24 protein-coding genes and 1 pseudogene are annotated in these 22838 nt (G+C 52.7%); 10 read left to right on the top strand and 15 right to left on the bottom strand.

The window, feature by feature from the left end:
- The first annotated feature begins 52 nt into the window (after positions 1-52).
- From secB to cysE, 3 genes are all read left to right on the top strand, one after another.
- On the top strand, positions 53-532 hold the full coding sequence (gene secB / locus EHW56_RS09710) for a protein-export chaperone SecB (protein ID WP_077459041.1): 480 nt from the start codon (positions 53-55) through the stop codon (positions 530-532).
- Between the two features lie 9 nt (positions 533-541).
- A complete protein-coding gene (gpsA, locus tag EHW56_RS09715; RefSeq protein WP_077578239.1) occupies positions 542-1561 on the top strand; it encodes an NAD(P)H-dependent glycerol-3-phosphate dehydrogenase in 1020 nt (339 codons plus the stop codon).
- 116 nt (positions 1562-1677) lie between these two features.
- Entirely contained in the window at positions 1678-2511 is an 834-nt protein-coding gene (gene cysE / locus EHW56_RS09720) for a serine O-acetyltransferase (RefSeq protein WP_231637427.1), read from the top strand.
- A gap of 130 nt (positions 2512-2641) precedes the next feature.
- Here the strand turns inward: cysE and pfkA are convergent, their stop codons facing one another.
- From pfkA to EHW56_RS09735, 3 genes are all read right to left on the bottom strand, one after another.
- Positions 2642-3604, bottom strand: coding sequence for a 6-phosphofructokinase (gene pfkA / locus EHW56_RS09725; protein WP_046074718.1), 963 nt, complete (start codon positions 3602-3604; stop codon positions 2642-2644).
- Between the two features lie 186 nt (positions 3605-3790).
- Positions 3791-4681, bottom strand: a complete 891-nt coding sequence (gene fieF, locus EHW56_RS09730) for a CDF family cation-efflux transporter FieF (RefSeq protein WP_152795901.1) — start codon at positions 4679-4681, stop codon at positions 3791-3793.
- Positions 4682-4758: 77 nt separating this feature from the next.
- Positions 4759-5214 carry a Spy/CpxP family protein refolding chaperone gene (locus EHW56_RS09735; RefSeq protein WP_152795899.1) on the bottom strand — a complete coding sequence of 152 codons (456 nt, stop codon included), beginning with the start codon at positions 5212-5214 and terminating at the stop codon, positions 4759-4761.
- A 167-nt stretch (positions 5215-5381) separates the two neighbouring features.
- Between EHW56_RS09735 and EHW56_RS09740 the strand changes: the two genes are divergently transcribed.
- The 3 genes from EHW56_RS09740 to EHW56_RS09750 all read left to right on the top strand — a co-directional run bounded on the left by EHW56_RS09740 (position 5382) and on the right by EHW56_RS09750 (position 7993).
- Positions 5382-6077 carry a response regulator gene (locus EHW56_RS09740; RefSeq protein WP_152795897.1) on the top strand — a complete coding sequence of 232 codons (696 nt, stop codon included), beginning with the start codon at positions 5382-5384 and terminating at the stop codon, positions 6075-6077.
- Complete coding sequence (gene cpxA / locus EHW56_RS09745) at positions 6065-7465, top strand: envelope stress sensor histidine kinase CpxA (protein WP_077667436.1); 1401 nt, start codon at positions 6065-6067, stop codon at positions 7463-7465. Before EHW56_RS09740 ends, cpxA begins: the two co-directional genes overlap by 13 nt.
- Before the next feature lie 63 nt (positions 7466-7528).
- Positions 7529-7993, top strand: coding sequence for a tRNA (cytidine(34)-2'-O)-methyltransferase (locus EHW56_RS09750; RefSeq protein ID WP_046074722.1), 465 nt, complete (start codon positions 7529-7531; stop codon positions 7991-7993).
- A gap of 56 nt (positions 7994-8049) precedes the next feature.
- On the opposite strand, the gene tpiA is transcribed toward EHW56_RS09750, so the two are convergent.
- Positions 8050-8817: a triose-phosphate isomerase gene (gene tpiA / locus EHW56_RS09755; protein ID WP_046074723.1), complete on the bottom strand. Its 768-nt coding sequence runs from the start codon at positions 8815-8817 to the stop codon at positions 8050-8052.
- Positions 8818-9081: 264 nt separating this feature from the next.
- Here tpiA and EHW56_RS09760 point away from each other — a divergent pair, with 264 nt between their 5' ends.
- Positions 9082-9444, top strand: a complete 363-nt coding sequence (locus tag EHW56_RS09760) for a 5-carboxymethyl-2-hydroxymuconate Delta-isomerase (protein ID WP_152795894.1) — start codon at positions 9082-9084, stop codon at positions 9442-9444.
- Between the two features lie 2 nt (positions 9445-9446).
- On the opposite strand, the gene EHW56_RS09765 is transcribed toward EHW56_RS09760, so the two are convergent.
- From EHW56_RS09765 to glpX, 4 genes are all read right to left on the bottom strand, one after another.
- Positions 9447-9800: a DUF3135 domain-containing protein gene (locus EHW56_RS09765; protein ID WP_152795893.1), complete on the bottom strand. Its 354-nt coding sequence runs from the start codon at positions 9798-9800 to the stop codon at positions 9447-9449.
- Positions 9801-10037: 237 nt separating this feature from the next.
- Entirely contained in the window at positions 10038-10781 is a 744-nt protein-coding gene (locus EHW56_RS09770) for a ferredoxin--NADP reductase (RefSeq protein ID WP_046074726.1), read from the bottom strand.
- 9 nt (positions 10782-10790) lie between these two features.
- Positions 10791-11411, bottom strand: coding sequence for a metalloregulator ArsR/SmtB family transcription factor (locus EHW56_RS09775; RefSeq protein WP_152795890.1), 621 nt, complete (start codon positions 11409-11411; stop codon positions 10791-10793).
- 119 nt (positions 11412-11530) lie between these two features.
- Entirely contained in the window at positions 11531-12538 is a 1008-nt protein-coding gene (gene glpX, locus EHW56_RS09780) for a class II fructose-bisphosphatase (protein ID WP_152795888.1), read from the bottom strand.
- Between the two features lie 291 nt (positions 12539-12829).
- On the opposite strand from glpX, the gene zapB reads away from it, so the two are divergent.
- Entirely contained in the window at positions 12830-13072 is a 243-nt protein-coding gene (gene zapB, locus EHW56_RS09785; protein ID WP_046074728.1) for a cell division protein ZapB, read from the top strand.
- Between the two features lie 52 nt (positions 13073-13124).
- Here zapB and rraA read toward each other — a convergent pair whose 3' ends face one another.
- From rraA to priA, 7 genes and pseudogenes are all read right to left on the bottom strand, one after another.
- Positions 13125-13643, bottom strand: a complete 519-nt coding sequence (gene rraA / locus EHW56_RS09790; protein WP_046074729.1) for a ribonuclease E activity regulator RraA — start codon at positions 13641-13643, stop codon at positions 13125-13127.
- Positions 13644-13762: 119 nt separating this feature from the next.
- On the bottom strand, positions 13763-14668 hold the full coding sequence (locus EHW56_RS09795; RefSeq protein WP_152795886.1) for a 1,4-dihydroxy-2-naphthoate polyprenyltransferase: 906 nt from the start codon (positions 14666-14668) through the stop codon (positions 13763-13765).
- Between the two features lie 160 nt (positions 14669-14828).
- On the bottom strand, positions 14829-16160 hold the full coding sequence (gene hslU / locus EHW56_RS09800) for an HslU--HslV peptidase ATPase subunit (RefSeq protein ID WP_152799578.1): 1332 nt from the start codon (positions 16158-16160) through the stop codon (positions 14829-14831).
- Between the two features lie 2 nt (positions 16161-16162).
- The gene (hslV, locus tag EHW56_RS09805) at positions 16163-16699 is read right to left on the bottom strand and encodes an ATP-dependent protease subunit HslV (RefSeq protein ID WP_069361883.1); all 537 of its coding nucleotides are present in this window, start codon (positions 16697-16699) and stop codon (positions 16163-16165) included.
- Positions 16700-16849: 150 nt separating this feature from the next.
- On the bottom strand, positions 16850-17407 hold the full coding sequence (locus EHW56_RS09810; protein WP_077578246.1) for an SPOR domain-containing protein: 558 nt from the start codon (positions 17405-17407) through the stop codon (positions 16850-16852).
- A 72-nt stretch (positions 17408-17479) separates the two neighbouring features.
- A pseudogene (gene cytR / locus EHW56_RS09815) lies at positions 17480-18490 on the bottom strand (DNA-binding transcriptional regulator CytR); the annotation flags it as partial.
- A gap of 169 nt (positions 18491-18659) precedes the next feature.
- On the bottom strand, positions 18660-20861 hold the full coding sequence (gene priA / locus EHW56_RS09820; protein WP_172970012.1) for a primosomal protein N': 2202 nt from the start codon (positions 20859-20861) through the stop codon (positions 18660-18662).
- Between the two features lie 216 nt (positions 20862-21077).
- Here priA and rpmE point away from each other — a divergent pair, with 216 nt between their 5' ends.
- Together rpmE and EHW56_RS09830 are read left to right on the top strand one after the other, a co-directional pair.
- Positions 21078-21293 (top strand): 50S ribosomal protein L31, encoded by a 216-nt coding sequence (gene rpmE, locus EHW56_RS09825; RefSeq protein WP_046074736.1) that lies wholly within the window; start codon positions 21078-21080, stop codon positions 21291-21293.
- Between the two features lie 254 nt (positions 21294-21547).
- Complete coding sequence (locus EHW56_RS09830) at positions 21548-22801, top strand: malic enzyme-like NAD(P)-binding protein (protein WP_046074737.1); 1254 nt, start codon at positions 21548-21550, stop codon at positions 22799-22801.
- Positions 22802-22838: the final 37 nt, after the last annotated feature.

Below are 22838 nucleotides of genomic sequence, written 5' to 3' on the forward strand. Positions count from 1 at the left end.
TTTTTTAATGTGCCAAGCGCATTTGCAATTTTTAAAATAAGGACGAACCATCATGGCTGAAGCCGAAAACAACCAACAAGCCGAGCAAAATTTTGCCATTCAACGCGTTTTTCTCAAGGACGTGTCTTTTGAAGCGCCAAACTCTCCAGAAGTGTTCCAACAAGATTGGGCGCCAGACGTTAACCTTGATTTGGACACGCAAAGCCGCGAGTTGGGTGAAGGCATCTATGAAGTGATCTTGCGTTTGACCGTGACGGTGAAAAACCAAGAAAGTAATGCCTTCCTTTGTGAAGTGCAGCAGGGTGGTATTTTCTCTGTGTCAGGCATGGAATCGCCACAATTGGCACATTGCCTGGGCGCTTTCTGTCCTAACATTCTTTTTCCTTATGCGCGTGAAACGATTTCGAGCTTGGTCGTTAAAGGAACCTTCCCGCAACTGAACCTGGCACCGGTTAACTTTGATGCCTTGTTCATGAACTACCTGCAGCAGCAGGCGGGCGAAACAGCTAGCGAAGAAGACGCGCAAGCGTAAGGTGTGATGATGACAGATCTTGCTCCTACTCAAGATGCGGCCATTACGGTACTGGGCGCCGGCTCTTACGGGACGGCGCTAGCAATCTCGTTGGCCAGAAATGGCGCCAACGTGGTGTTATGGGGGCACGATCCGAGTCATATCGCACAGCTGGAAATTGATCGCGCCAACCAAGCGTTTCTTCCCGATGTGGCGTTTCCAGACTCATTAGTGCTCTGTGCGGATCTATCTGTTGCGGTCAATGCCAGTCGCGATTTGCTTGTGGTCGTCCCCAGCCATGTATTTGGTGATGTACTGAGCCAAGTGCGCCCTCACTTACGGGCCGACTCTCGTGTGTGTTGGGCGACTAAAGGCCTAGAGCCGGAAACCGGTCGTTTATTGCAAGACGTGGCACGTGAACAATTGAGCGACGATATACCGCTCGCGGTGTTATCGGGGCCTACGTTTGCTAAAGAGCTTGCCGCGGGCATGCCTACCGCGATTTCGGTGGCCTCGCCCGACGCAGAGTTCGTGAGTGATTTACAAGAAACCATTCATTGCCAACATAGCTTCCGTGTGTATGGCAATCATGATTTTATTGGCATGCAACTTGGCGGCGCGGTGAAAAATGTGATTGCCATTGGCGCAGGGATTTCCGATGGCATTGGCTTTGGCGCCAACGCACGGACGGCCTTGATCACGCGGGGCTTGGCGGAAATGACCCGGTTAGGTGAAGCGCTGGGTGCGTCCCGTGATACCTTTATGGGGATGGCGGGGTTGGGAGATTTGGTGCTGACGTGCACCGATAACCAGTCGCGTAACCGTCGCTTTGGCCTGGCATTAGGCCAAGGTGAGGATGTGCAAGGTGCCCAAGACAACATCGGCCAAGTGGTCGAGGGGTATCGCAACACCAAAGAAGTATGGGCACTGGCCCAGCGCGCGGGCGTCGAGATGCCTATTGTAGAGCAGATTTATCAAGTGCTCTATCAAGGTAAATTGGCCCATCATGCCGCGCGCGATTTGCTGGCACGAGACAAGAAGTCCGAATAACAGCAAAAATCGAAGAGAGTAACGCGCGGGGTGAGAACCGCGCGTTTTTTTTATACACTGGCGTGAGGCGGTGTTGTCGCCTGAGTGGTAGATCATTTGGGATAAGGATGAAGGCAGTGAATCAGGCCAAAAAACAATGCCAACAAGATCGTGTCTGGCAAGCAGTGAAAAAAGAAGCGCGTGAGCATTCAGAGCGTGAGCCGATGTTAGCGAGTTTTTACCATGCCACCATTATTAAGCACGACAATTTAGCCAGTGCGCTTAGCTATATTCTCGCCAACAAGCTTTCCACCCCCTCGATGCCCTCAATGGCGGTGCGAGAGGTGATAGAAGAAGTGTATGCCAATGATGCTTGCGTGGCGGAATCAGCCGCGTGCGATATTTGTGCCACCGTTGAACGTGATCCTGCCGTTGAGCTGTATTCAACGCCACTTTTGTACCTAAAGGGCTTTCATGCATTACAAGGTTTTCGGGTTGCGAACTGGCTATGGCGTCAAGGACGAAAAGAACTCGCGACCTACCTGCAAAACCAAATCTCGGTGACCAGTCAAGTGGATGTTCATCCCGCTGCCTGCATAGGTCGTGGCATTATGTTTGACCATGCAACGGGTATCGTGATCGGTGAAACGGCCGTTATCGAAGACAATGTGTCTATTTTGCAAGATGTGACCTTGGGCGGGACAGGCAAAGAAGGCGGCGATCGCCATCCGAAGATCCGCACAGGGGTGATGATTGGCGCAGGGGCAAAAATACTGGGTAATATTGATATTGGTGAAGGCGCGAAAATTGGCTCCTGCTCTGTGGTGCTTAACCCTGTTCCACCTCACACCACGGTGGCAGGCGTGCCGGCCAAGATTGTGGGTCGACCCAGCTCGCACATGCCATCGCTGGATATGGATCAAGAATTTAATGGCTCGCACAAGACATTTATCTCGGGAGATGGGATCTAATGCGGCTTGCACAAGCGCGGCTTGCATAAGTGCGGCTTGCATAAGTGCGGCTTGCACCCAAGCTATCTCAGAATAAAAAAACGGAGCCGTGGGCTCCGTTTTTAGCAATAGATGAAAGCTTGGCCGCGAGTTAGAACAGTTTTTCGGCAACTTCGTACAAGTCGTCGCGGAATGGGCGCTTCATGTTTTCAATCGCGTCAACGATGTCATGATGCACCATTTTGTCATTCTGAATACCGACACAACGGCCACCTTCACCTTGTTGCAGAAGGTCAACGGCGTAAGCGCCCATGCGCGAGGCAAGAATGCGGTCAAAGGCACCGGGTTGGCCGCCACGTTGAATATGGCCAAGAATGGTCGCGCGTGTTTCGCGGCCGGTTTCGCTCTCGATGAACTTCGCGAGTTCATTGGCGTCGGTCATCAGCTCCGTGATCGCGATGATCGCGTGCTTCTTACCTTTGTAGATGCCTTCTTTCACTTTGGCGAGAAGCTTGTCTTTATCCAGCCCAATCTCTGGGGTAATAATGTATTCACAGCCACCAGCAATCGACGCCATCAGGGTCAGATCGCCGCAATGACGGCCCATGACTTCAACAATAGAGATACGCTGGTGAGAAGACGAGGTGTCGCGCAGGCGGTCAATGGCGTCAATCACCGTGTTCATCGCCGTCATATAGCCGATGGTGTAGTCCGTCCCCGCAACATCATTATCAATGGTGCCCGGCAGGCCAATACAGGGGTAACCCATTTCGGTCAGTTTCTTTGCCCCCATGAATGAGCCGTCACCACCAATGACGACCAAGGCGTCGATGCCGTGCATTTTCAGGTTCTGAATCGCTTGCTCACGCACTTTCTCGTCGGCAAATTCAGGAAAACGCGCTGAACCTAGGAAGGTGCCGCCGCGGTTAATCACGTCAGAAACGCTTGTGCGATTGAGGCGCTCAATGCGGTTTTGATGCAGGCCGAGAAAACCATCATAAATACCATATACTTCTAAGCCTTCGCTGAGCGCGCTGCGAACCACACCGCGAATCGCTGCGTTCATACCTGGCGCATCACCGCCACTGGTCAAAACACCAATTTTTCTAACCATGGTTACCCTCTAACTGTTCGTCACTTAATTCGTGCCGATTGCGGTAATGGCAACCTGCTTGCCCCAGTGAACCCGCAATGACGATCGCTTAAACTGTAATTTTCCTACTTCTGTAATAGTATTACAATTGCTATAGAAAAAAAGTTGATACATGTCAGCCCGATGAGCTTTTGTTCATGCCGCCCTTCACGCTTTTGCCTCCTTTGGCACCACGGATTTGGGGTCTTGATGGATGATCACATCTGCCCCGGGAAAGGCGACGAGCAATCTATCTTCCACTTCATCGGCAATAGTATGTGCATCCACTAAGGGTAGCTCGTCATCAAGCTCTATGTGTAATTGGATAAACTTTGTCATGCCCGCCTGACGAGTGCGCAGTTGATGAATGCCATGCACCCCTACCACTGAGCTCGAGAGCACCGCTATTTTTTCTTGCTCTTCAAGCGGTAACTGCCTATCGAGCAGTGATTGGATGGCCTCGTAAGCCATTTTAAGTGCTTGCGATAAAATAAACAGGCTGATGGCAATCGCAAACCAGGCATCGGCCTGTGTCCAGCCGTACCAACTCAGTCCAAGGGCAATAATGATCGCGACATTCATTAACAAATCAGATTGATAGTGAAGGGCATCGGCGGCGATGGCGGGACTGGCGGTTTTGCGGATCACCCATTTTTGAAACAGCACCAAGCCGAAGGTGATCATGGTAGCGCCAACGCTGACCATAATGCCAAGTTCAGGGGCGGCAATCGGTACGGGCTTGAACAAACGTTCGAGTCCACTGAGCAGCAAGAAGGAGGCGGAGCCAATAATGAAGGTGGATTGCGCCAAGGCGGCCAATGATTCCGCTTTACCATGACCAAAGCTGTGTTCACTGTCCGCGGGCTGAACCGCGTAGCGCACCACGAGTAAGTTGGTGAGCGAGGCGAGCAAATCGAGCAATGAGTCAACAAACGAGGCCAGCACACTGACCGAGCCGGTGAGCCACCACGCGATGAGTTTGGCTAATAGGAGGAGGGCCGCCACACAGGTGGCTGCCCACGCCGCGGCTTCGACCCAAAACGCATACTTTTTTGTCATACAGAGGGCAGTCGGTTAATCAACACTGCCCTCAAGTATATATGCCATTGACGGCAAACGTATGACACGGCGCAGGTTTAGCGCCAACAGTCGCCTTTTTGACCCGGTTGGCGATGCTCCCCTTTACCTCGGTGACCGTGACCGCGTTGCGCCCGCTTTTCCATCATCGCATCAAAAAAGGCGCTTTGTTGCTCAGCGGTCAGCACTTGTAACATCGCATGCTGATGGCGGGCGTGCTTAACGCGACGCTCAAGATTTGGCTGTGGTTGAGACGCCAAGAGATCGCGCACTGCCGCTTCATCGAACGTCTGTTGGGTGAGTAAAGCATGCATGTTGGCATGGAAATCGTCTCGTGCCTGTTGACGCTGGGCACGATAGTCATCACGAAGCGCTTGAATTTGCGCTTTTTGCTCATCAGTTAAATCCAGATCGCGCCACAGACTGCGGTCCATGCCACCACTAAAGTGCGGGGCAGCCAAGGTGGGAAGGGTCACTGCCGCAAGTGCTAAGCCAATCGTAAAGCGTTTCATCATCTCTCTCCTGAATGGAATGTTTACCCTGTTAGCCTACGTGTTGGGATGTAAAGTGACGTTATTGGGTGTAAAGATGGGTAAAGTCACGCATGTGTGTGAGCCGCTATGATAAAAATACACCCTGTTCGGTGTCACAAACACGCCACCCTGGGAGTGAGTGTAAAAGCATGTATCAGGTTTTAATCATCGATGATGACACAGCGTTAACGGACCTTCTCAGCGAACTGCTGTCCTTGGAGGGGTTTTCGGTGCGCTGCGCGGATAACGGCCAAGTGGGTTTGGAGATGGCGAATGCGTCACCGCCTGATATCATTTTGCTGGATGTGATGATGCCTGTGCTCAACGGGATGGAAGCCTTGCGTCAGCTACGCGCGACCTCAAACGTGGCGATTTTGATGCTCACTGCGCGAGGTGAGGAAGTGGATCGTGTGATGGGGCTAGAATTAGGCGCGGACGACTATTTGGCTAAACCCTTTAGTGATCGTGAACTGCTTGCCCGAATGCGAGCGATTTTACGCCGGACGCAGGGAGAGGGTGTCGAGCCGACGCAATCGGACGAAGAACCTGTCCTCGCCCATCATGACGTGCGGGTCTACCCACGCCGGCTGGAAACCCTCTGTCAAGACAGACCCGTGGAGCTAACGGGGATGGAAACCGAAATGCTCGCTTGTTTACTTCATCACCCAGGCGAAGTGGTGAGCAAAGCCCTGCTGAGCGAACAAGTGCTCGGTAAACGCTTAATGCCGTTTGATAGGGCAGTCGATGTACACATTTCCAATCTGCGCAAAAAACTGCCTGAGCGCCTTGATGGCAAGCCAAGGATCAAGACCTTGAGAGGTAAGGGTTACTTATGGGTCGATTAGTGACGTGGCGACAACGAGCCGGGGCACGTTGGGCGCGGGTGCCTTTTCTCGGCAGCTTATACGGTCGGGTTTTTATTATTTTCTGGCTTACGTTGCTGGTGGTATTAGCCGCAGTGATGTGGGCGCAGCGTGGTGATCCGCGTAGCCTGCATGCGATCCCGTCCCCAGAAAAGGCGCGCATACAAGCTCAGATTGAGAAATTGATGGCCGTCGCGCAAGGTCGCGATATACCGCTTTCCGTGTTGGTTGCACGGCAAAATCAACATCATGGACACCGTCGCACCCCCTACAAGCTCTACTGGGTGCCTGACAGCGCACCGCTCGACTCGCTTCCTCGCGAGTTACGTCACTTTATGTCACGGACGTCAGACACTGCCGAGCCCTTGCAACGCCTCTATCATCGTTACATGCTGGCGGGGCCATTTCCGATTGTGACTTCACGTGAAGCCGGCCGTTTTTACCACGCCAGACGCTGGCAACCTAGGTTGCCCTTTGTTCTCAAAATATTGGAAAAGCCGGAGCATCTATTGGGTGTGACCATGTTGGTGAGCACGCCTTTATTATTGTGGTTAGCGTATACTTTAACGCGCCCTGCTCGGCGCTTTCAGGCGGCAAGTCAACGGGTGGCGCACGGTGAATTGGTGACAGACTCTGATCTTGAGCGAGGTCCGCGGGAGTTTCGCGACGCAGGGCGGGGGTTTAACCAAATGGTCACCGCGCTTAATCAGATGGTGACCGGACAGCAGCAATTGGTCTCAGATATTTCCCATGAGTTACGTTCGCCACTCACCCGTCTGCAGATGGCGCGTGCCTTGGCGGTACGTGAGCTGGGGGACAGCGAGGCGTTAGCGCGGATTGAGCAAGAGGCGAGCCAACTAGAGTCGCTGATCAGCGAGTTACTGACCTTGTCACGTTTACAATCCCAAGGCCATCTCGAGCGAGAAAGAATCAGTGCCGATGCCTTGTGGCAAACAGTGATAGAGGATGCCCAATTTGAAGCAGGCCAACAAGGTAAGCAGGTCACCAGCAATGGGATCCCAGATGCCATGCTGACCGTTAATGTGCGCCTGGCGCGTAGTGCTTTAGATAACGTATTACGCAATGCCATTCACTATGCCGACCAACAAATTCGCATCACCATGGAACGAGACGAGGGACAGCTCTGCCTCTCCATTGACGATGATGGACCTGGGGTGCCAGACAGCATGTTAAAAGACATTTTTCGCCCGTTTTATCGGGTATCGGCCGCGCGTGATCGCCAAAGTGGCGGCTCAGGACTTGGGCTGGCGATTACCGCACAAGCGATTCAACAGCACGGTGGGCAGGTTAACGCGGCCAATCGCCCACAAGGTGGACTGGCGGTGTGTTTATATTGGCCATGTAGTTAATATTGCGCAATCGAAAAGCGGTTGCGACAATACCGCCTTTGCTGGATTTTGCAGGTCACTGCCATGTTTGATATTGCGCTCTATGAGCCTGAAATTGCACCGAATACGGGCAATATTATTCGTCTGTGTGCTAATTGCGGCGCGCACTTACATCTGATTGAGCCCTTAGGCTTTGATCTTGACGAAAAGAAAGTTCGTCGCGCGGGGTTGGATTATCACGATCTGGCGCGTGTGACGCGTCATCAGGACTATGCGGCGTTTGCAAAAGCAATGGCTGGCCGACGGATCTTTGCGTGTACCACCAAAGCAACCCAATTTCATACTCAGGCGCAATTCCAAGCGGGTGATGTGTTGCTATTTGGCCCCGAAACCCGAGGGTTACCCGATGCGCTGATCCAAGCGTTACCCGACGCGCAGCGGTTACGCATTCCGATGCAGCCAGAGGCACGCAGCCTTAACCTTTCTAACGCCGTGGCGATTATTGGGTATGAAGCGTGGCGGCAGTTTGGTTTTAATGGCGCGCAATAAAAAACGCCCCCAGCGATGGCTGAGGGCGTGGGTCTTTTGTGTCTTCGGCGCGTAATTTACGCGTTTTTCGCCTCAGCCGCGGCTTTGGCAATCGCCGCAAAGCCAGCGGCGTCAAGTGCAGCACCGCCAACTAGCGCGCCGTCGATATCCGGCATCGCGAATAGCTCAGCCGCGTTGCCTGCTTTCACAGAGCCGCCGTACTGAATCACCACTTTGCTTGCGACATCTTCACTGTAAGATGCAATGTGCTTACGAATTGCAGCATGGATATCTTGTGCTTGCTGCGCGGTTGCCGCTTTACCCGTACCGATAGCCCAGATAGGCTCGTAAGCGATCACAGCATCGTTCAAGGCTTCAACACCTTGTGATTGGATCACTGCATCCAGTTGGCGAGCACAAACGGCCAGCGTTTCACCCGCTTCATTCTGTGCGTCAGACTCACCAATGCATAATACAGGCGTGAGGCCATTTTCTTTCAAGAAAGCAAATTTCTTTGCCACAAACTCGTCAGACTCTTGATGGTATTCACGACGCTCTGAGTGGCCGATAATGATGTGCGTGGCACCAAAGTCTTTCAGCATGTCTGCAGAGATATCACCGGTGAATGCGCCGCTGTTATTGATGTCTACGTTTTGCGCACCGAGTTTAATGGCGCTGTCAGCCAGCAGTTGCTCGGCTTGTGCCAAATACATCACCGGTGGTGCAACGGCAACGTCGACGCCTTCAACATTTTGTAGTTCGGCGTTCAGGCCGTTAAGCAGTTCAGTGACCATGGCTTTGCTGCCATTGAGTTTCCAGTTACCCATTACCAATGGACGGCGCATAGGAATTCCTCCGCGGTTTAGTTGATTTGAAGTCAAAAGATGTAAAGAAGGTAGTCTATTGTAGCGCGGCCTTCTCTGTTTAAAATCATAGAATGGCGAGAATGCTTTCGTTTTTACCCGTTTTAGGCGTAAAAGGGAACCTTAAGGTAGTAAATTTTCATCATAATGGCGGCGAGAGACGGACGAAAGTGTGAGCCATGCGCTCGTGCAATACGCAACGTTTCGGCACTATGCAGGCTGACGATGATAATGGAGGGAGGTTTTATGCCCCATCTGGTGATGGAATACACAGACGCACTGGCAGAGCGCGTCAATATTGATCAACTGGTGGATGATCTTCATCGTGCCGCGATTTCGACGGGAAGCTTCGATCCCGAGGCCTTAAAATCACGCGCGGTGCCTTGCGGTGTGTGGCGTGTCGGAGCGCAGGCAGATCGTAGTGAGTTTGTTCATGTTGAATTTCGGTTACTCGCGGGACGCAGTGCCCAGCAAAAAGAAGCAATCAGTGACGCCCTAACAGCCCCATTGCGTGAGCACGCCGGCCATGTCAGCAGTCTTACGGTAGAAGTCCGAGATATGGACACCAGCAGCTACCGTAAGTGGGTGGGCGACAAGCAAGCGATGTAAACCTAGCTTGGACGCTCGGGCGCATCGGCTGTCGCTTTTCTGGCGGCTTGGCCGACGCGAAAGTCCATAATGTCTGCTTGATGACTGCGCAACTCTTCCGGGGCCGTAAAGGCGGTGGCAAAGCGTGAGTACTGGCGCGTGAGTGCCTGGAACAACATCATGTTAACGTGAAGCGGGTTCTTACCATGGTCAATCATTCGATTGATGTGGCTTAACATCGCGTGGAGTTGAGGCTGGGTGGCATATGAGGCGTTAGCGATAACATCTTCACTCATTGACAGTCTCAGCGCTTCTAATGCATGCGGGTCTGACTCAGCCAGTGCCGCCAATTCGTCGAAAGAGGGTAGGGTCTTCATCGCTTACTCCTTACACGCCGCCGATCATCTGATCGTGTTACCAAAGCGTTAATCTAACTATGAGCCGTGGGCTGGAGGGGATCAAATAAGCGGTGTCTGGCTATATTGACGGCCTGAATGGAGATGCAGACGGAGGCGGGGGCAATCGACTGAATCCGAATTGGTTTTTGTGGTTAATTCTCGTCGATAAAAATGCCCTGCTTTACCGTATGCGTGTCAGCAAAGCAGGGGAGCAGCTTACCAGTAGTGCTCGGTGGTGACGTTGCCTGGCTTACGGCGCAGGTTTTTGCTGAGTCCTTTGCCTTCCAAGAGTGTTTTCACTTCTTTGACCATGGCGGGGTTGCCACACAGCATCACTTGGCTGTGTTCAGGCGTGAGGGGCAGACCAACCACCCGTTCGAGTAGTCCATCCTCAAGTGCGTGGGTCACACGCCCAGAGAGCGCACCCGCGGTCGGCTCACGACTGACAAATGGCTGCACCACTAGTTGGTCAGGGTATTGCTCTTGCAGCGCGTTAATGCGTGCTTGGTAGGTTAAATCGGCCGCGAAGCGTACCGCATGCACCAGTATCACTTTACGAAAACGTGACCACAGATCGCCTTGTTCCATCAGTGAGATGTAAGGGCCGATTGCCGTCCCAGTGGCAAACATCCAAAGGTGTTGGCCTTGTGGCACTTCATCGAGGGTAAAGTAGCCGGCCGGATCTTGCGTGATCATCACGCTGTCGCCTGGCTCGAGTGCATGGAGGCGGGGTGACATTATCCCGTCGGCGACACGCGTGGCATAGACTTCTAAGTATTTACTTTGTGGAGGATTCACGAACGAGTAGGCACGCTGGATCAACTTACCATCGATCTCCATGCCGAGTTTTGTGAATTGGCCTGCCTTAAACGGCTCGACAGGGGCGGATAACACCAGGCTGAAGAGATCCTTTGTCCAATGTTGGTTCTCCACTACCTCAGCCTTGATCCAAGTGGCCATATTACCTCCTCACGTCTTCTCTCCAATACGATATGTGCAGCGGCGCTGTCCAGAGACGATATGCTCTTCGCGTTCGACCCGGTAGGCCTCACCGAGTAGGTGGCGGAATAACTGGATTTCTGAGCGGCATAATGCCGGACAGGACTTCGCTGCATGACAGATAGGGCAGTGATGTTCAATCAGTATATAGTCGGTGCCGTCTTGATGAAGCTCGGCCATATATCCCTCGCTCTCTCTAAGATACGCCAAGGTTCGCAATTTAGCCTCTAAATTATCGCAATCTTTGAGCGCGTCTTGATATTGGGCAAAGGTGGCGGCTTCACGTTGAGCAATGACTTTTGCAACACCTTGCTCGCCAAAAACGTCTTGCACGGAATCGATAAGGGTAATCGATAAATCATGGTGGCTGTCGGCAAAGCGGCGGTGACCATGGGCGGTTAGGGACCAATGACGAGAAGGTCTGCCCACTTTGGCGCGGATATCCTCAAAGTCGACCAAGCCATCGCGCTCTAAGCTTTGCAAATGTTGACGTGCGCCCATGGTGGTCATGCCAAGCTCATCAGCCAGGGATTTCGTACTTACGCTGCCTTCGCGTTTGATGGTGTGTAGAATGCGGTCAGTGGACTTCATGATTCGATTTCGATTACCCCAATCGTGTCGTCGCAAATAAATAAAGTAAACTATTTATAAAAGGGTAATCGAAATCGACGGGCTTGACCAGTCAGTGGCCGTATTCACGGCCACTGAGGTTACAGGATGTGCGGTTTGATCGCCGCATCTTTGCGGCTTAAATAATGGGTCGAGCGGATCCGACGAATGGTGCGGCACTGTCCGCGCACCACCAAGGTTTCAGTGGTGGCTAAATCCCCGTGTCGGGTAATGCCATCGAGCAGATCGCCTTTGGTGATCCCGGTCGCCGCAAATACCACATTATCACTGCTGGCCATGTCCGATAGCGTTAACACCTGATGAGCGGTAATCCCCATTTGCGTACATCGTGTCATTTCTTGTTCACCGAGCAAGCGGTTGTCTGGGGTATCCCCTTTCACGTCGTGGCGTGGTAGCAATCGCCCTTGCATATCGCCGCCCAGCGCCCGGATCACGGCTGCGGACACCACGCCTTCTGGCGCACCGCCAATGCCAACCATCACATCCACTTCACTTTCAGGCATACAGGTCAGAATGGAGGCCGCCACATCCCCATCGGGGAACGCAAAGACGCGGATCCCTTTCGCCTGCATGGTGGCAATGATCTCATCATGGCGTGGCTTGGCCAAGGTGGCCACCACCAAGGTATCGAGTGTTTTATCCAGCGCCACCGCAATGCGCTCAAGGTTATCGATTAAAGGTTTACTGAGGTCAATCGCGCCTTTGGCGTCGGGGCCGACAACCAGTTTTTCCATGTACATATCAGGGGCTTTCAAAAAGCTGCCTTTCTCGCCGGCGGCGAGCACCGCGAGCGCGTTGGCTTGCCCCATGGCCGTCATTCGTGTGCCTTCTATCGGGTCAACGGCAATATCGACCGCATCGCCACCCAACCCGACGTGTTCGCCAATGTAGAGCATCGGGGCATCATCGATTTCACCTTCCCCTATCACGATTTCACCGTCGATATCGGTGAGGTTAAGTAAGGTGCGCATTACTTCAACAGCCGCGCCATCGGCCGCGTTCTTGTCTCCTCGTCCCAGCCATTTGTACCCAGCCAATGCTGCGCCTTCGGTCACACGCGAGAAAGCCAATGCGAGATCACGTTTCATCAGTACTCCGGAAATGTCAGCCACATTAAGACAGGCCTTAGCCCAATTTGCGCGCAAGTCTACCAGAAAGGGAAAACGTTTGCGTTGGGTCAGGTCGGGTGTTTTTGCCGAATCTGAAACGGTGATGACAAAAGGCGCTGCATTTTTGCGCACTTGTACGCGGGCAGGTAGCGAGAACAGTGGCAGTCTGGTATCACCTGAGTACAATAAAGCCGGGGTGCACGTTCAGTTGCACGGGTTGCTGCGCATTAGGCAGTAACGGGATCAATCGTCAGAAATAAGGTGGCCTTGATGTCATTGGAAGTATTAGAACAACTCGAAGCTAAAGTACAAATGGCGGTGGATACCATTTCGCTGCTACAAATGGAAATCGAAGAGCTCAAAGAAAAGAACGGGTCACTCGAGCAAGATGCCGTCGCGGAAAAAGAGCGCCGTGAGCAGCTTGAGCAGGAAAACGCCAAACTGCGCGACGAGCAGCAAGCATGGCAAGATCGCATCCGGAGCTTGTTAGGTAAGATTGAGAACGTCGAATAAACAAAAACAGAGCCAATTGGCTCTGTTTTGCTATTCGGTGTCAGGCGACGAGTCAGTCGTCGTCTTCCGCCTCATCGATGTCCGCGTCTGCCATGGTCAGCGCATCAGGTGAAAGGATCACGCCGGTGGTGTCGGCATAGACATGATCATCAGGCAAGAAGGTAACGCCGCCAAAGTTCACTGGCACGTCCGTTTCACCGACACCTTGCTCGTCAGCCCCCACAGGAATTGAAGCCAGTGCTTGAATGCCGATATCGATTTCATCAATGGTATCGACATCACGGACACACCCATAAACAATCATGCCAGCCCAGTCGTTGTCAGCGGCAAGCTGCGCAATCTCGCCGTCAATAAGGGCGCGACGTAACGAACCGCCGCCATCAATCAGCATAATTCGCTGCTCGCCGTCTTGTTCGGCCATTTCACGAATTAACCCATTGTCCTCAAAGCATTTTACTGTGGTAATTTGGCCACCAAACGAGCTGCGGCCCCCATAAGAGCTAAACATTGGCTCCACGACATCCACGTGTTCGGGGTACATGTCGCATAGTTCCGAGGTATTATATTCCATAGTCTAACTTCTTGTTGAGGCAGAAAAAGGCTGGCAAGCTAGTGTTGCCAACATGGCAAGTCCAAGTATAACGAGCCCATAAGGGTTTGCAATGTTAAAGCGGACAATCTGTGGCCTGATTAGACTAACAGCATACCCGTCATAAACAGGCCATTGGTGATCAGTGCACAACGCACCATGGCTCCCATCATGGGACGCAGGGCGTTGGCATTGGTGGCTTGGTAAACGTCACGCCCATGGCGCACCAGTAAGGGCACACTGGCAAGGAACAACCAACCCAACCAGGCTTGCAAGGTGAGGGCGGCAAATAAGGAATAACACGCAACCGCCCCGGCCAGTAAAATCACATGATACTGACGTCCGCGCTCCGGGCCTAAACGCACCACTAAGGTATGCTTACCACACGCGCGATCGTTATCAATATCTCGTAAGTTATTGATATTGAGAACGCCGACCGCTAATAAGCCACAAGCCGTCGCGGGTAAAATGACCAAGGAATCAATGTGGCCGACCTGCAAATAATAAGTGCCTGCCACCCCGAGCCAACCAAAGAAGATCAGCACCGACACATCTCCTAAACCGCGATAGCCATACGGCTTGTTGCCCACGGTGTAGGTAATGGCCGCGACAATCGCCATCACACCGAGCAGCAAGAAACTAATAATGTCAGTCGGCTGTTGGCAGGCAATCGCAATCAGTGACCCACCACTGAGTAGGGTTAAACCAATATTAAGTATGAGCGCGCGGCGCATGGTGGTCAGGCTGACGTGGCCGGATTGGATCGCGCGCATGGGACCGATACGCGTCGCGTTATCCGTGCCTTTTATCGCATCACCATAGTCATTCGCGAGGTTAGACAGGATCTGCAGCAATAGGGCAGTGACGAGCGCCATCAAGCTGATTGACCATGACAGGCTCCCTTGCGAGGCAGCGACCGCACTGCCGGACAAAATCGAGGTAACGGCCAGCGGTAGCGTTTTAGGTCGCGCCGCATCCAGCCATATCGCGAGAGTAGAAGGCCGCATAGCGATCCTCAAGACGAAAAAACGATGTCACCATTATTGCGCAAGCCAGGGGAGGAGTAACCCATTGTCGGCTGAAATCCGACTTGCTGTTGCGCTAGCTCAAATTTTGATGCAAAAAAGGGCAGCGTTTGCTGCCCTAGTGTTGCGGTCTCGAGCTCGTTTAGAGGATGAAGCGACTCAAGTCTTCGTCATCAACCAGCTCTTCGAGGTGGCGGCGGACATAATCCGCATCAACGGTGACACTTTGACCGGCGCGTTCGCTGGCGTCGTATGAGACCTCTTCCATCAAGCGTTCCATCAAGGTATGCAGGCGACGGGCGCCGATGTTTTCGGTTTTCTCGTTCACCCGCCACGCGGCAGAGGCCAGCTCATCAATACCACTTTCCTCAAACGCCAGATCAATCTCTTCGGTTTTTAGCAGTGCGGTATATTGCTGAGTGAGCGACGCATTTGGCTCGGTGAGGATCCGCTTAAAGTCATCGGTGGATAGCGCTTCAAGCTCAACACGGATGGGCAAGCGCCCTTGCAATTCCGGGATCAGATCAGACGGACGTGATACTTGGAAAGCGCCTGAGGCGATAAACAGAATATGATCGGTTTTGATCATACCGTGTTTGGTGGACACTGTGCTGCCTTCAACCAATGGCAAGAGATCGCGTTGCACCCCTTCGCGAGACACCTCGCCACCACTGGTGTTACCTGACTTACAGATCTTATCGATTTCATCCACGAAAACGATGCCGTTATTCTCCACCATGTGGATGGCTTGCTCTTTAATTTCTTCTTGGTTAACCAGCTTGGCGGCTTCTTCCTCGGTCAGCGCTTTCATGGCGTCTTTGATTTTCATCTTACGCTTTTTGGTGCTGTTGCCACCGAGGTTTTGGAACATGCTTTGAAGCTGGTTGGTCATCTCTTCCATGCCTGGTGGCGACATGATTTCCACTCCCATTTGTGGGGCGGCGACATCGACTTCCACTTCTTTATCATCAAGCTGGCCTTCGCGTAATTTTTTACGGAAGCTTTGCCGTGTTGAAGAGTCCTCTTGGCTGGCCTCATTTTGGCCCCATGCGTCGCGTGCTGGTGGCAGCAAGATATCGAGGATACGATCTTCAGCTTGTTCTTCAGCGCGGAATTTTACCTTTTCCATCGCTTGCTGCTGGGTCATGCTCATCGCCACATCCGCCAGGTCGCGAATAATGGTTTCCACCTCTTTCCCAACATAACCCACTTCGGTGAACTTGGTAGCTTCCACCTTGATAAAAGGCGCGTTGGCAAGGCGTGCTAACCGGCGAGCGATCTCCGTTTTACCCACACCGGTTGGACCAATCATCAAGATGTTTTTCGGGGTGACTTCCGCACGCAGCTCTTCGGCAAGCTGCATTCGGCGCCAGCGGTTTCGCAGTGCGATCGCCACCGCACGTTTGGCATTGTCTTGACCGATAATGTGACGGTCAAGCTCATGCACGATTTCGCGTGGAGTCATTTCAGACATCACTAATCCTGTTTCTTACTCTCGAGTTCTTCAACGGTGTGCTGCTGGTTAGTAAACACACATATATCACCGGCGATGGTTAGCGCTTTCTCTGCGATCTCGCGGGCATCTAACGCCGTGTTTTCAAGCATAGCAACGGCGGCGGCTTGGGCATAGTTGCCGCCAGAGCCAATGGCGATCAAGTCGCGCTCTGGTTCAACCACATCGCCGTTACCGGTAATGATCAATGAGGCGGTTTCATCAGCGACCGCCAGTAGGGCCTCTAATCGACGTAGCGCGCGATCAGTACGCCATTCTTTAGCCAGTTCAACGGCCGCTTTGGTTAGGTGCCCTTGGTGTAATTCAAGCTTGCGCTCGAAGCGCTCAAATAAGGTGAAGGCATCAGCAGTGCCGCCAGCAAATCCGGCGAGAACTTGGCCGTTATACAAACGACGGACTTTTCGGGCATTGCCTTTCATCACGGTATTGCCGAGTGACACTTGGCCATCGCCAGCAATAACCACTTTACCTTCGCGACGAACGGAAACGATTGTAGTCACGGGAACCTCTTTCTTTGTGTCTGGTACACCAGGTGGGTGATTAATGTAAGAGGTTGGGCTTTGCCGCTCACTTTTCAAGGGGAGAAGGAAGGATTTCAATCAAGGCTGGGCAAGGAATAGACTTGGCCCAGCCGATAAAATGTGGCGCTGTTATTCCCAGTACCAAATAGCACAAGGCTCAACCCCGGCGCGGCGGAGCATATTACGGTCACGCTCTGCTTGACGCTTGCGTGGGTAAGGACCTAATACCACCCGGTACCAGGTGCCTTTTTCTCCTTGGCTTATCTTGATTTGGCTTTCTAGCCCTTGAAAAGCGATGATCGCTTTACGTTCATTTGCCTGCTCTTGACTGCGGTACGCACCGCATTGCATCAGGTAAGGACGCGTGGATTGCGGCAATGCTTTGGCCTTCACTTCCACCTCTTTACTCTCCAGCTCTTCGATGTAACTCCATTTTTCTTCAGGCTTTTTAGGCAGATGTGCCTTCTTGCTCTGCGTGGAAGGCTGAGGCTGTGTGTCTGTTGCCGGTTTAGGCGCGGGTGCGTCGGTATTGCTTAATAGGTACAGGCCATAACCAAACGCGCCAACCAAACAGACAGCAAGCAACGCCCATTTTAATGGGAAACGAGCACGCGCTTTAGGTGGTTGGCGGCGGGTATTTTTTTTACGTGGTGCTTTACCACGTTTTACGTAGTCACGAGTTGCCACAGCAAATATTCAATTTCAAAAAGCCAGTAAAGCGCTCATGTTACTGGCTTCGACTCGTGCTGACCAGTCTTACTACCGAGACGGTGGGGCAACGCTCTCACGGATCACTAACTTGGCATCTAAAAGTCGTGATCCTGCATTCACTTCACGCCCTTGCAAGGTGTTGAGCAGCATTAACATCGCCTGACGACCAATGTCGTAGCGAGGTTGGGAGACAGTAGTCAGAGGAGGATCGCAATATTCGGCGAATTGGATGTCATCAAATCCTACAATCGAAATATCTTGCGGCACGCGCATGCCTAGGCGCTTTGCTTGTTGCATGGCACCGACGGCCATCACATCACAATGACAGAATACCGCGGTGGGAGGCTCAGGGAGGGACAATAGATTTGTCATTGCCCGCGCTCCAGAGGCAAAACTGAAATCTCCCACCACGCTGTAGGCTGGGTTGACTGTAATCCCCGCGCGCTGCAGGGCCTGCTGATAGCCTTGTGAGCGGAATTGCGTCAGTGCGGTTTCCGGCACCCCAGTAATATTGGCAATACGGGTGTGGCCGACTTGGGTGAGGTAATTGACCGCCTCAAAAGCGGCAGTCAGGTTGTCGATATGCACCGTCGGCAATTCAAGATCCGGGGCATACTCACATGCCATCACAAGCGGAGGGAGATTTTTCTGCTCGGGCTTACTGACATCAAAGGGGACATCGGAGCCCAGTAGGAGCATGCCATCTGCCTGTTTGGTAAAAACCAAGTTGACGAATGAGTTTTCGCGGTGGTGTTGTTGGGCACTATCTCCGAGCAAAACCAGGTAACCGTGCTCCATCGCCGCTTCTTCGATCCCGCGGATGATCTCACTAAAGTAAGGATCGCAGATGTCTGGGACAATCGCGACGATGGTTTTGGACTCGTTGCGGCGTAGGTTACGTGCAAGTGAGTTAGGGGAATAGCCAGCTTCTACGACCGCTTGCTCAACCTTTTTACGGGTTGTGGCCGAGACCTTCTCAGGGTTCATCAGCGCGCGAGAGACGGTTGCTGTGGATACACCGGCAATGTGGGCAACGTCCTTCATTGTCGCCATAATGACAGTCCTCTTGTTATCTGTATTGTGAGATCAGACAGTTATTAGCTCGTCTGACCTGTTCTCTTAGCCAATTGCGGCCTTATTCTACCTAGCCTTGTCCGATTTAAACACGGACAAGCTAACACTTATTGCAATGAAAGTGTGATTGCTGTCGCTTTACTGCAAGGGAATGTTAAGAAAGGTCTTGCGGCTCGACATCTAATGACCACCTCACTTTACGCGACAGAGGGAGCTGTTGGATGGCCGGGAGCGCCACTTGGAGCCATTGCTGCATGATTTTTCGGCTGGGCGCTTGAATGAGGAGTTGCCACCGATAGCGACCCGCGCGTTTCGCCATGGCGGCGGGCATAGGCCCCATAATATGGCATTCATCCTGTTGAATCGGTGAGGTAGCCAGCGTTTGACGCACCTGTTGTAAAAACTGCTGGACACTGTTTTCTTCATGCCCGTCGGCGCGAAAGAGACTAAGAAACGTGTAAGGCGGCAGCCACGCCTGACGCCGTTCATTTAACGCAGATTCGGCAAAGGCTTGATAACCTTTATGCACTAAAGATTGGATCAGGGTGTGCTCTGGATGGTGGGTTTGTAATAACACGGTACCCGGCTTACTGGCGCGGCCCGCTCGCCCGGCGACTTGCACCATCAATTGGGCCAAACGCTCAGGGGCACGAAAGTCATTACTGAATAGAGCCCCGTCAACATCGACTAAGGCGACCAGGGTGACGTTAGGAAAGTGATGGCCTTTGGCGAGCATTTGTGTGCCCAATAGAATTTGATACTCACCCTTTTCAATGTCGGCCAAGTAACCTTCAAGGCTCCCTTTTCGCCGGGTATTATCGCGATCAATGCGAACGGTATTGTATTCGGGAAACAAGGTACCAAGCTGGGATTCGAGTTGCTCGGTACCGACACCGACACTAATAAGCTGGGTAGAACCACAGTCGCCACATTGGGGAGGCACACGTTTTTGGTGGCCACAGTGATGACAACGCAACTCTTGGTGTTGTTGATGAAGGGTATAGTAGGCATCACAGCGTTGGCAGTTCGCTAGCCAGCCGCATTCGTGACACATCATCGCGGGCGCATAACCGCGGCGATTTAAAAACAGCATCACCTGGTTACCTTGTTGCAGGTGCTGACGCATTTCAGCAATCAGCGGCGCCGACAAGCCAGCTTCGAGGTGATGGCCTTTGATATCGAGCACCCCTTGCCGGGCGGTGACCGCGTTACCAGGACGTTGCGTGAGCTTAAGGTACTGGTATTTGCCGGTTTTGGCGTTGTGTAAGCTCTCCAGTGATGGCGTTGCCGAGCCCAAGATCACCGGCACTTGTTCTTCATGCCCCCGCATGACAGCCAGATCGCGGGCGTGATAGCGAAAGCTATCTTGCTGCTTATAGGAAGGGTCGTGCTCCTCATCGATAATGATGATGCCAAGCTTTGCCATGGGGGTAAAAAGCGCTGAGCGTGTACCAATCACTATCGCGGCTTGATTCTCCCGTGCGGCCAGCCAGGCGTTGAGACGGTCGGTATCGCTGAGCCCTGAATGCATCACGGTCACAGGAACAGCAAAGCGGCGCTCAAAACGGCGAATGGTTTGTGGTGTCAGGCCAATTTCTGGCACCAAGATGAGCGCTTGCTGGCCACGTGCGAGCACCGGCTCAAGCACATTGAGATACACCTCGGTTTTGCCTGAGCCAGTGATCCCCTCTAATAGCGCGCAGGCAAAACCATCGCCAGCATTGAGGGTGGCAACCGCCATCGCTTGCTCGTGGTTTAACGTCGGTTTTTCTTCGGTCACCGCAAAGTTTTTTACCCAAGCATTGGCCTGAGAAGGGGGCGAGTAGGGCGCGATCCAGCCTTTTTCTGCCACCGTTTTTAGCACCGGCGTGCCGATGTCTTGTTCCATCAAGTCGGCTTGAGTGGCTGGACCGTGCGTGAGAAGCTGCAACACTCGGGCTTGTTTGGGGGCGCGGCTCAGACCTGATAGAGGTTGGTTTTGTCCTGACTCGGTGATTTGCCACCATTTTTGTTGCTGCAATGTCGCAGGGCGTCCTTTACGCAGCGAGGTTGGCATCACCGCCCCCATCGCATCTCCTAGCGGATGATGGTAAAAACGGCTCGCCCATTGCAGGAGATTGTATACCGCGGGGGTCCAAACCGGCTGCGTGTCGAGTACGGTATCAATCGCTTTGAGTTGGCTGGCTTCCACACTGGCCGTTGGCGACAAGCCGGTAACGATGCCAACTTTATGCTGGCGTCCAAACGGCACCTTGACGCGCCCTCCGATGATCGGATGCTGATCGTCTGCAATACGGTAATCAAAGGTTTTCGGCAAAGGGACAGGCAAAGCCACCTGAGCAAACTGTTCCATCACAACATCTTATTGGCCAGAAGGAATGTCAGTGTAACGGTTAGCCACACGTTGGCAAAGCCTTGTTGCACCGTAAGAGACACGCGGATTGCACAAAAAAGTTGCGAAAAAGAGGGCGCTTGATTAGAATTGCGCGCCTTAGAAAATGTTTGTTAACGACGTGTGGTGCCCGGCTTAGGATCGGGAGAGCGACACGGCCTTTAAGATGAGGTTATCCCTATGAAAGCTGGTATCCATCCAGAGTACAAAGCCGTCACAGCAAAATGCTCTTGCGGTAACGAATTCGCGTTCAGCACAACCCTAGGCAAAGACATTTACCTAGACGTGTGTGACAAGTGTCACCCATTCTACACTGGTAAGCAGCGTATCCTTGATACCGGTGGCCGTGTTGACCGCTTTAAGAAGCGTTTCGGTGCCCTTAGCAGCAAAAAATAAGCCGCTATTGACCGAATACAGAGAAGGGACGCATCAGCGTCCCTTTTTTGATCGTATCGTCCCTGTCATCGGACAACAGGTCCGAGCATCATCGCGAATGTGCTGTTAGTACTGGTGGACGTTTGCTCCCTGCGTTACCATCTTTTTTATTATACAAACCTTCCCTGTGTGGTTTGTAGAGTGTCTGACTAATATCGGTGACGCTTCCCTGTCGATATTAGTTTCCCCTTCACGATAATAATTAGGAACACTAGATGTCGGACGATAAACGCCAGCAAGCGCTGGATTATCATGCATACCCTACTCCCGGAAAAATTTCTGTTGAATTGAGCAAACCTGCCGACTCGGCCGCGGATCTCGCGTTGGCGTACAGTCCTGGCGTTGCTGAGCCTGTGCGTGAGATAGCGCAAGATGCGGATGCGGTTTACCGCTATACGGGTAAAGGCAACATGGTGGCGGTGGTCTCAAACGGCACCGCGATTTTGGGGCTAGGAAATTTAGGCCCCATGGCTTCTAAGCCTGTCATGGAAGGTAAAGCTTTATTGTTCAAGCGTTTTGCTGGATTGGACTCGATCGACATTGAAGTCAAACACCGTACTATCGATGAATTCGTGGATACCGTGGCGAACATCGCGGATACCTTTGGCGGTATCAATCTCGAAGATATCAAAGCCCCAGATTGTTTTGAGATTGAAAAACAATTAATTGCACGTTGCGAAGTGCCTGTATTTCATGATGATCAACACGGCACTGCCATCGTCACCGCTGCCGGCATGCTTAACGCGCTTGAGCTGCAAGGCAAAGATATCCGCGAGGCGACGGTGGTGTGCATGGGCGCAGGCGCAGCGGCTGTTGCCTGTATGGAGCTATTAATAAAATGTGGCGCTCAGCGGGAAAAAATCTATATGTTGGATCGTAAAGGCGTGATCCATACGCGTCGTGACGACATCAACAAATATAAGCAGCTGTTTGCCAATAACACGGATAAGCGTACCCTCGAAGATGTGATTGAGGGCGCGGATATGTTCGTTGGCGTCTCCGGTCCAGACTTGCTTTCACCCGACGCCTTGAAGCTGATGGCAGATAAACCCGTGGTATTTGCCTGCTCGAACCCAGATCCTGAAATTCATCCGGATGTGGCGCATCAAGTGCGCGATGATCTGATCATGGGAACCGGGCGTTCGGATTACCCGAATCAGGTCAATAACGTGCTCTGCTTCCCGTTTATTTTCCGTGGCGCATTGGATGTACGTGCCAGTGAAATTAACGATGCGATGAAGTTGGCAGCGGTAGAGGCCATTCGCAGCCTAGCCAAAGAGCCTGTCCCACAAACGGTATTAGACGCCGCCGGTTTGTCTTCGCTAAGCTTTGGCCCAGATTACATTATTCCCAAGCCAATGGACGCGCGTTTATTACCTAAGGTTGCCCGCGCGGTAGCGCTGGCCGCCGTGGAAACCGGCGTGGCTCGTATCGAGATGCCAGAAAACTATATGCTCGACAAGGCGTAATGCTTGAGCGTGAGGAAAAGCGCGGTGGAATAGAGCC

Origin of the sequence: Salinivibrio sp. VGrn1 (genome assembly GCF_009377995.1) — a bacterium.
Lineage (GTDB): Bacteria > Pseudomonadota > Gammaproteobacteria > Enterobacterales > Vibrionaceae > Salinivibrio > Salinivibrio siamensis.

What these genes read in the sequence shown, in the direction of transcription:
- secB (WP_077459041.1), top strand. Translation starts at nt 53, where the DNA reads ATGGCTGAAGCCGAAAACAACCAACAAGCCGAGCAAAATTTTGCCATT.
- gpsA (WP_077578239.1), top strand. Translation starts at nt 542, where the DNA reads ATGACAGATCTTGCTCCTACTCAAGATGCGGCCATTACGGTACTGGGC.
- pfkA (WP_046074718.1), bottom strand. Translation starts at nt 3,604, where the DNA reads ATGGTTAGAAAAATTGGTGTTTTGACCAGTGGCGGTGATGCGCCAGGT.
- fieF (WP_152795901.1), bottom strand. Translation starts at nt 4,681, where the DNA reads ATGACAAAAAAGTATGCGTTTTGGGTCGAAGCCGCGGCGTGGGCAGCC.
- EHW56_RS09735 (WP_152795899.1), bottom strand. Translation starts at nt 5,214, where the DNA reads ATGATGAAACGCTTTACGATTGGCTTAGCACTTGCGGCAGTGACCCTT.
- EHW56_RS09740 (WP_152795897.1), top strand. Translation starts at nt 5,382, where the DNA reads ATGTATCAGGTTTTAATCATCGATGATGACACAGCGTTAACGGACCTT.
- cpxA (WP_077667436.1), top strand. Translation starts at nt 6,065, where the DNA reads ATGGGTCGATTAGTGACGTGGCGACAACGAGCCGGGGCACGTTGGGCG.
- EHW56_RS09750 (WP_046074722.1), top strand. Translation starts at nt 7,529, where the DNA reads ATGTTTGATATTGCGCTCTATGAGCCTGAAATTGCACCGAATACGGGC.
- tpiA (WP_046074723.1), bottom strand. Translation starts at nt 8,817, where the DNA reads ATGCGCCGTCCATTGGTAATGGGTAACTGGAAACTCAATGGCAGCAAA.
- EHW56_RS09760 (WP_152795894.1), top strand. Translation starts at nt 9,082, where the DNA reads ATGCCCCATCTGGTGATGGAATACACAGACGCACTGGCAGAGCGCGTC.
- EHW56_RS09765 (WP_152795893.1), bottom strand. Translation starts at nt 9,800, where the DNA reads ATGAAGACCCTACCCTCTTTCGACGAATTGGCGGCACTGGCTGAGTCA.
- EHW56_RS09770 (WP_046074726.1), bottom strand. Translation starts at nt 10,781, where the DNA reads ATGGCCACTTGGATCAAGGCTGAGGTAGTGGAGAACCAACATTGGACA.
- EHW56_RS09775 (WP_152795890.1), bottom strand. Translation starts at nt 11,411, where the DNA reads ATGAAGTCCACTGACCGCATTCTACACACCATCAAACGCGAAGGCAGC.
- glpX (WP_152795888.1), bottom strand. Translation starts at nt 12,538, where the DNA reads ATGAAACGTGATCTCGCATTGGCTTTCTCGCGTGTGACCGAAGGCGCA.
- zapB (WP_046074728.1), top strand. Translation starts at nt 12,830, where the DNA reads ATGTCATTGGAAGTATTAGAACAACTCGAAGCTAAAGTACAAATGGCG.
- rraA (WP_046074729.1), bottom strand. Translation starts at nt 13,643, where the DNA reads ATGGAATATAATACCTCGGAACTATGCGACATGTACCCCGAACACGTG.
- EHW56_RS09795 (WP_152795886.1), bottom strand. Translation starts at nt 14,668, where the DNA reads ATGCGGCCTTCTACTCTCGCGATATGGCTGGATGCGGCGCGACCTAAA.
- hslU (WP_152799578.1), bottom strand. Translation starts at nt 16,160, where the DNA reads ATGTCTGAAATGACTCCACGCGAAATCGTGCATGAGCTTGACCGTCAC.
- rpmE (WP_046074736.1), top strand. Translation starts at nt 21,078, where the DNA reads ATGAAAGCTGGTATCCATCCAGAGTACAAAGCCGTCACAGCAAAATGC.
- EHW56_RS09830 (WP_046074737.1), top strand. Translation starts at nt 21,548, where the DNA reads ATGTCGGACGATAAACGCCAGCAAGCGCTGGATTATCATGCATACCCT.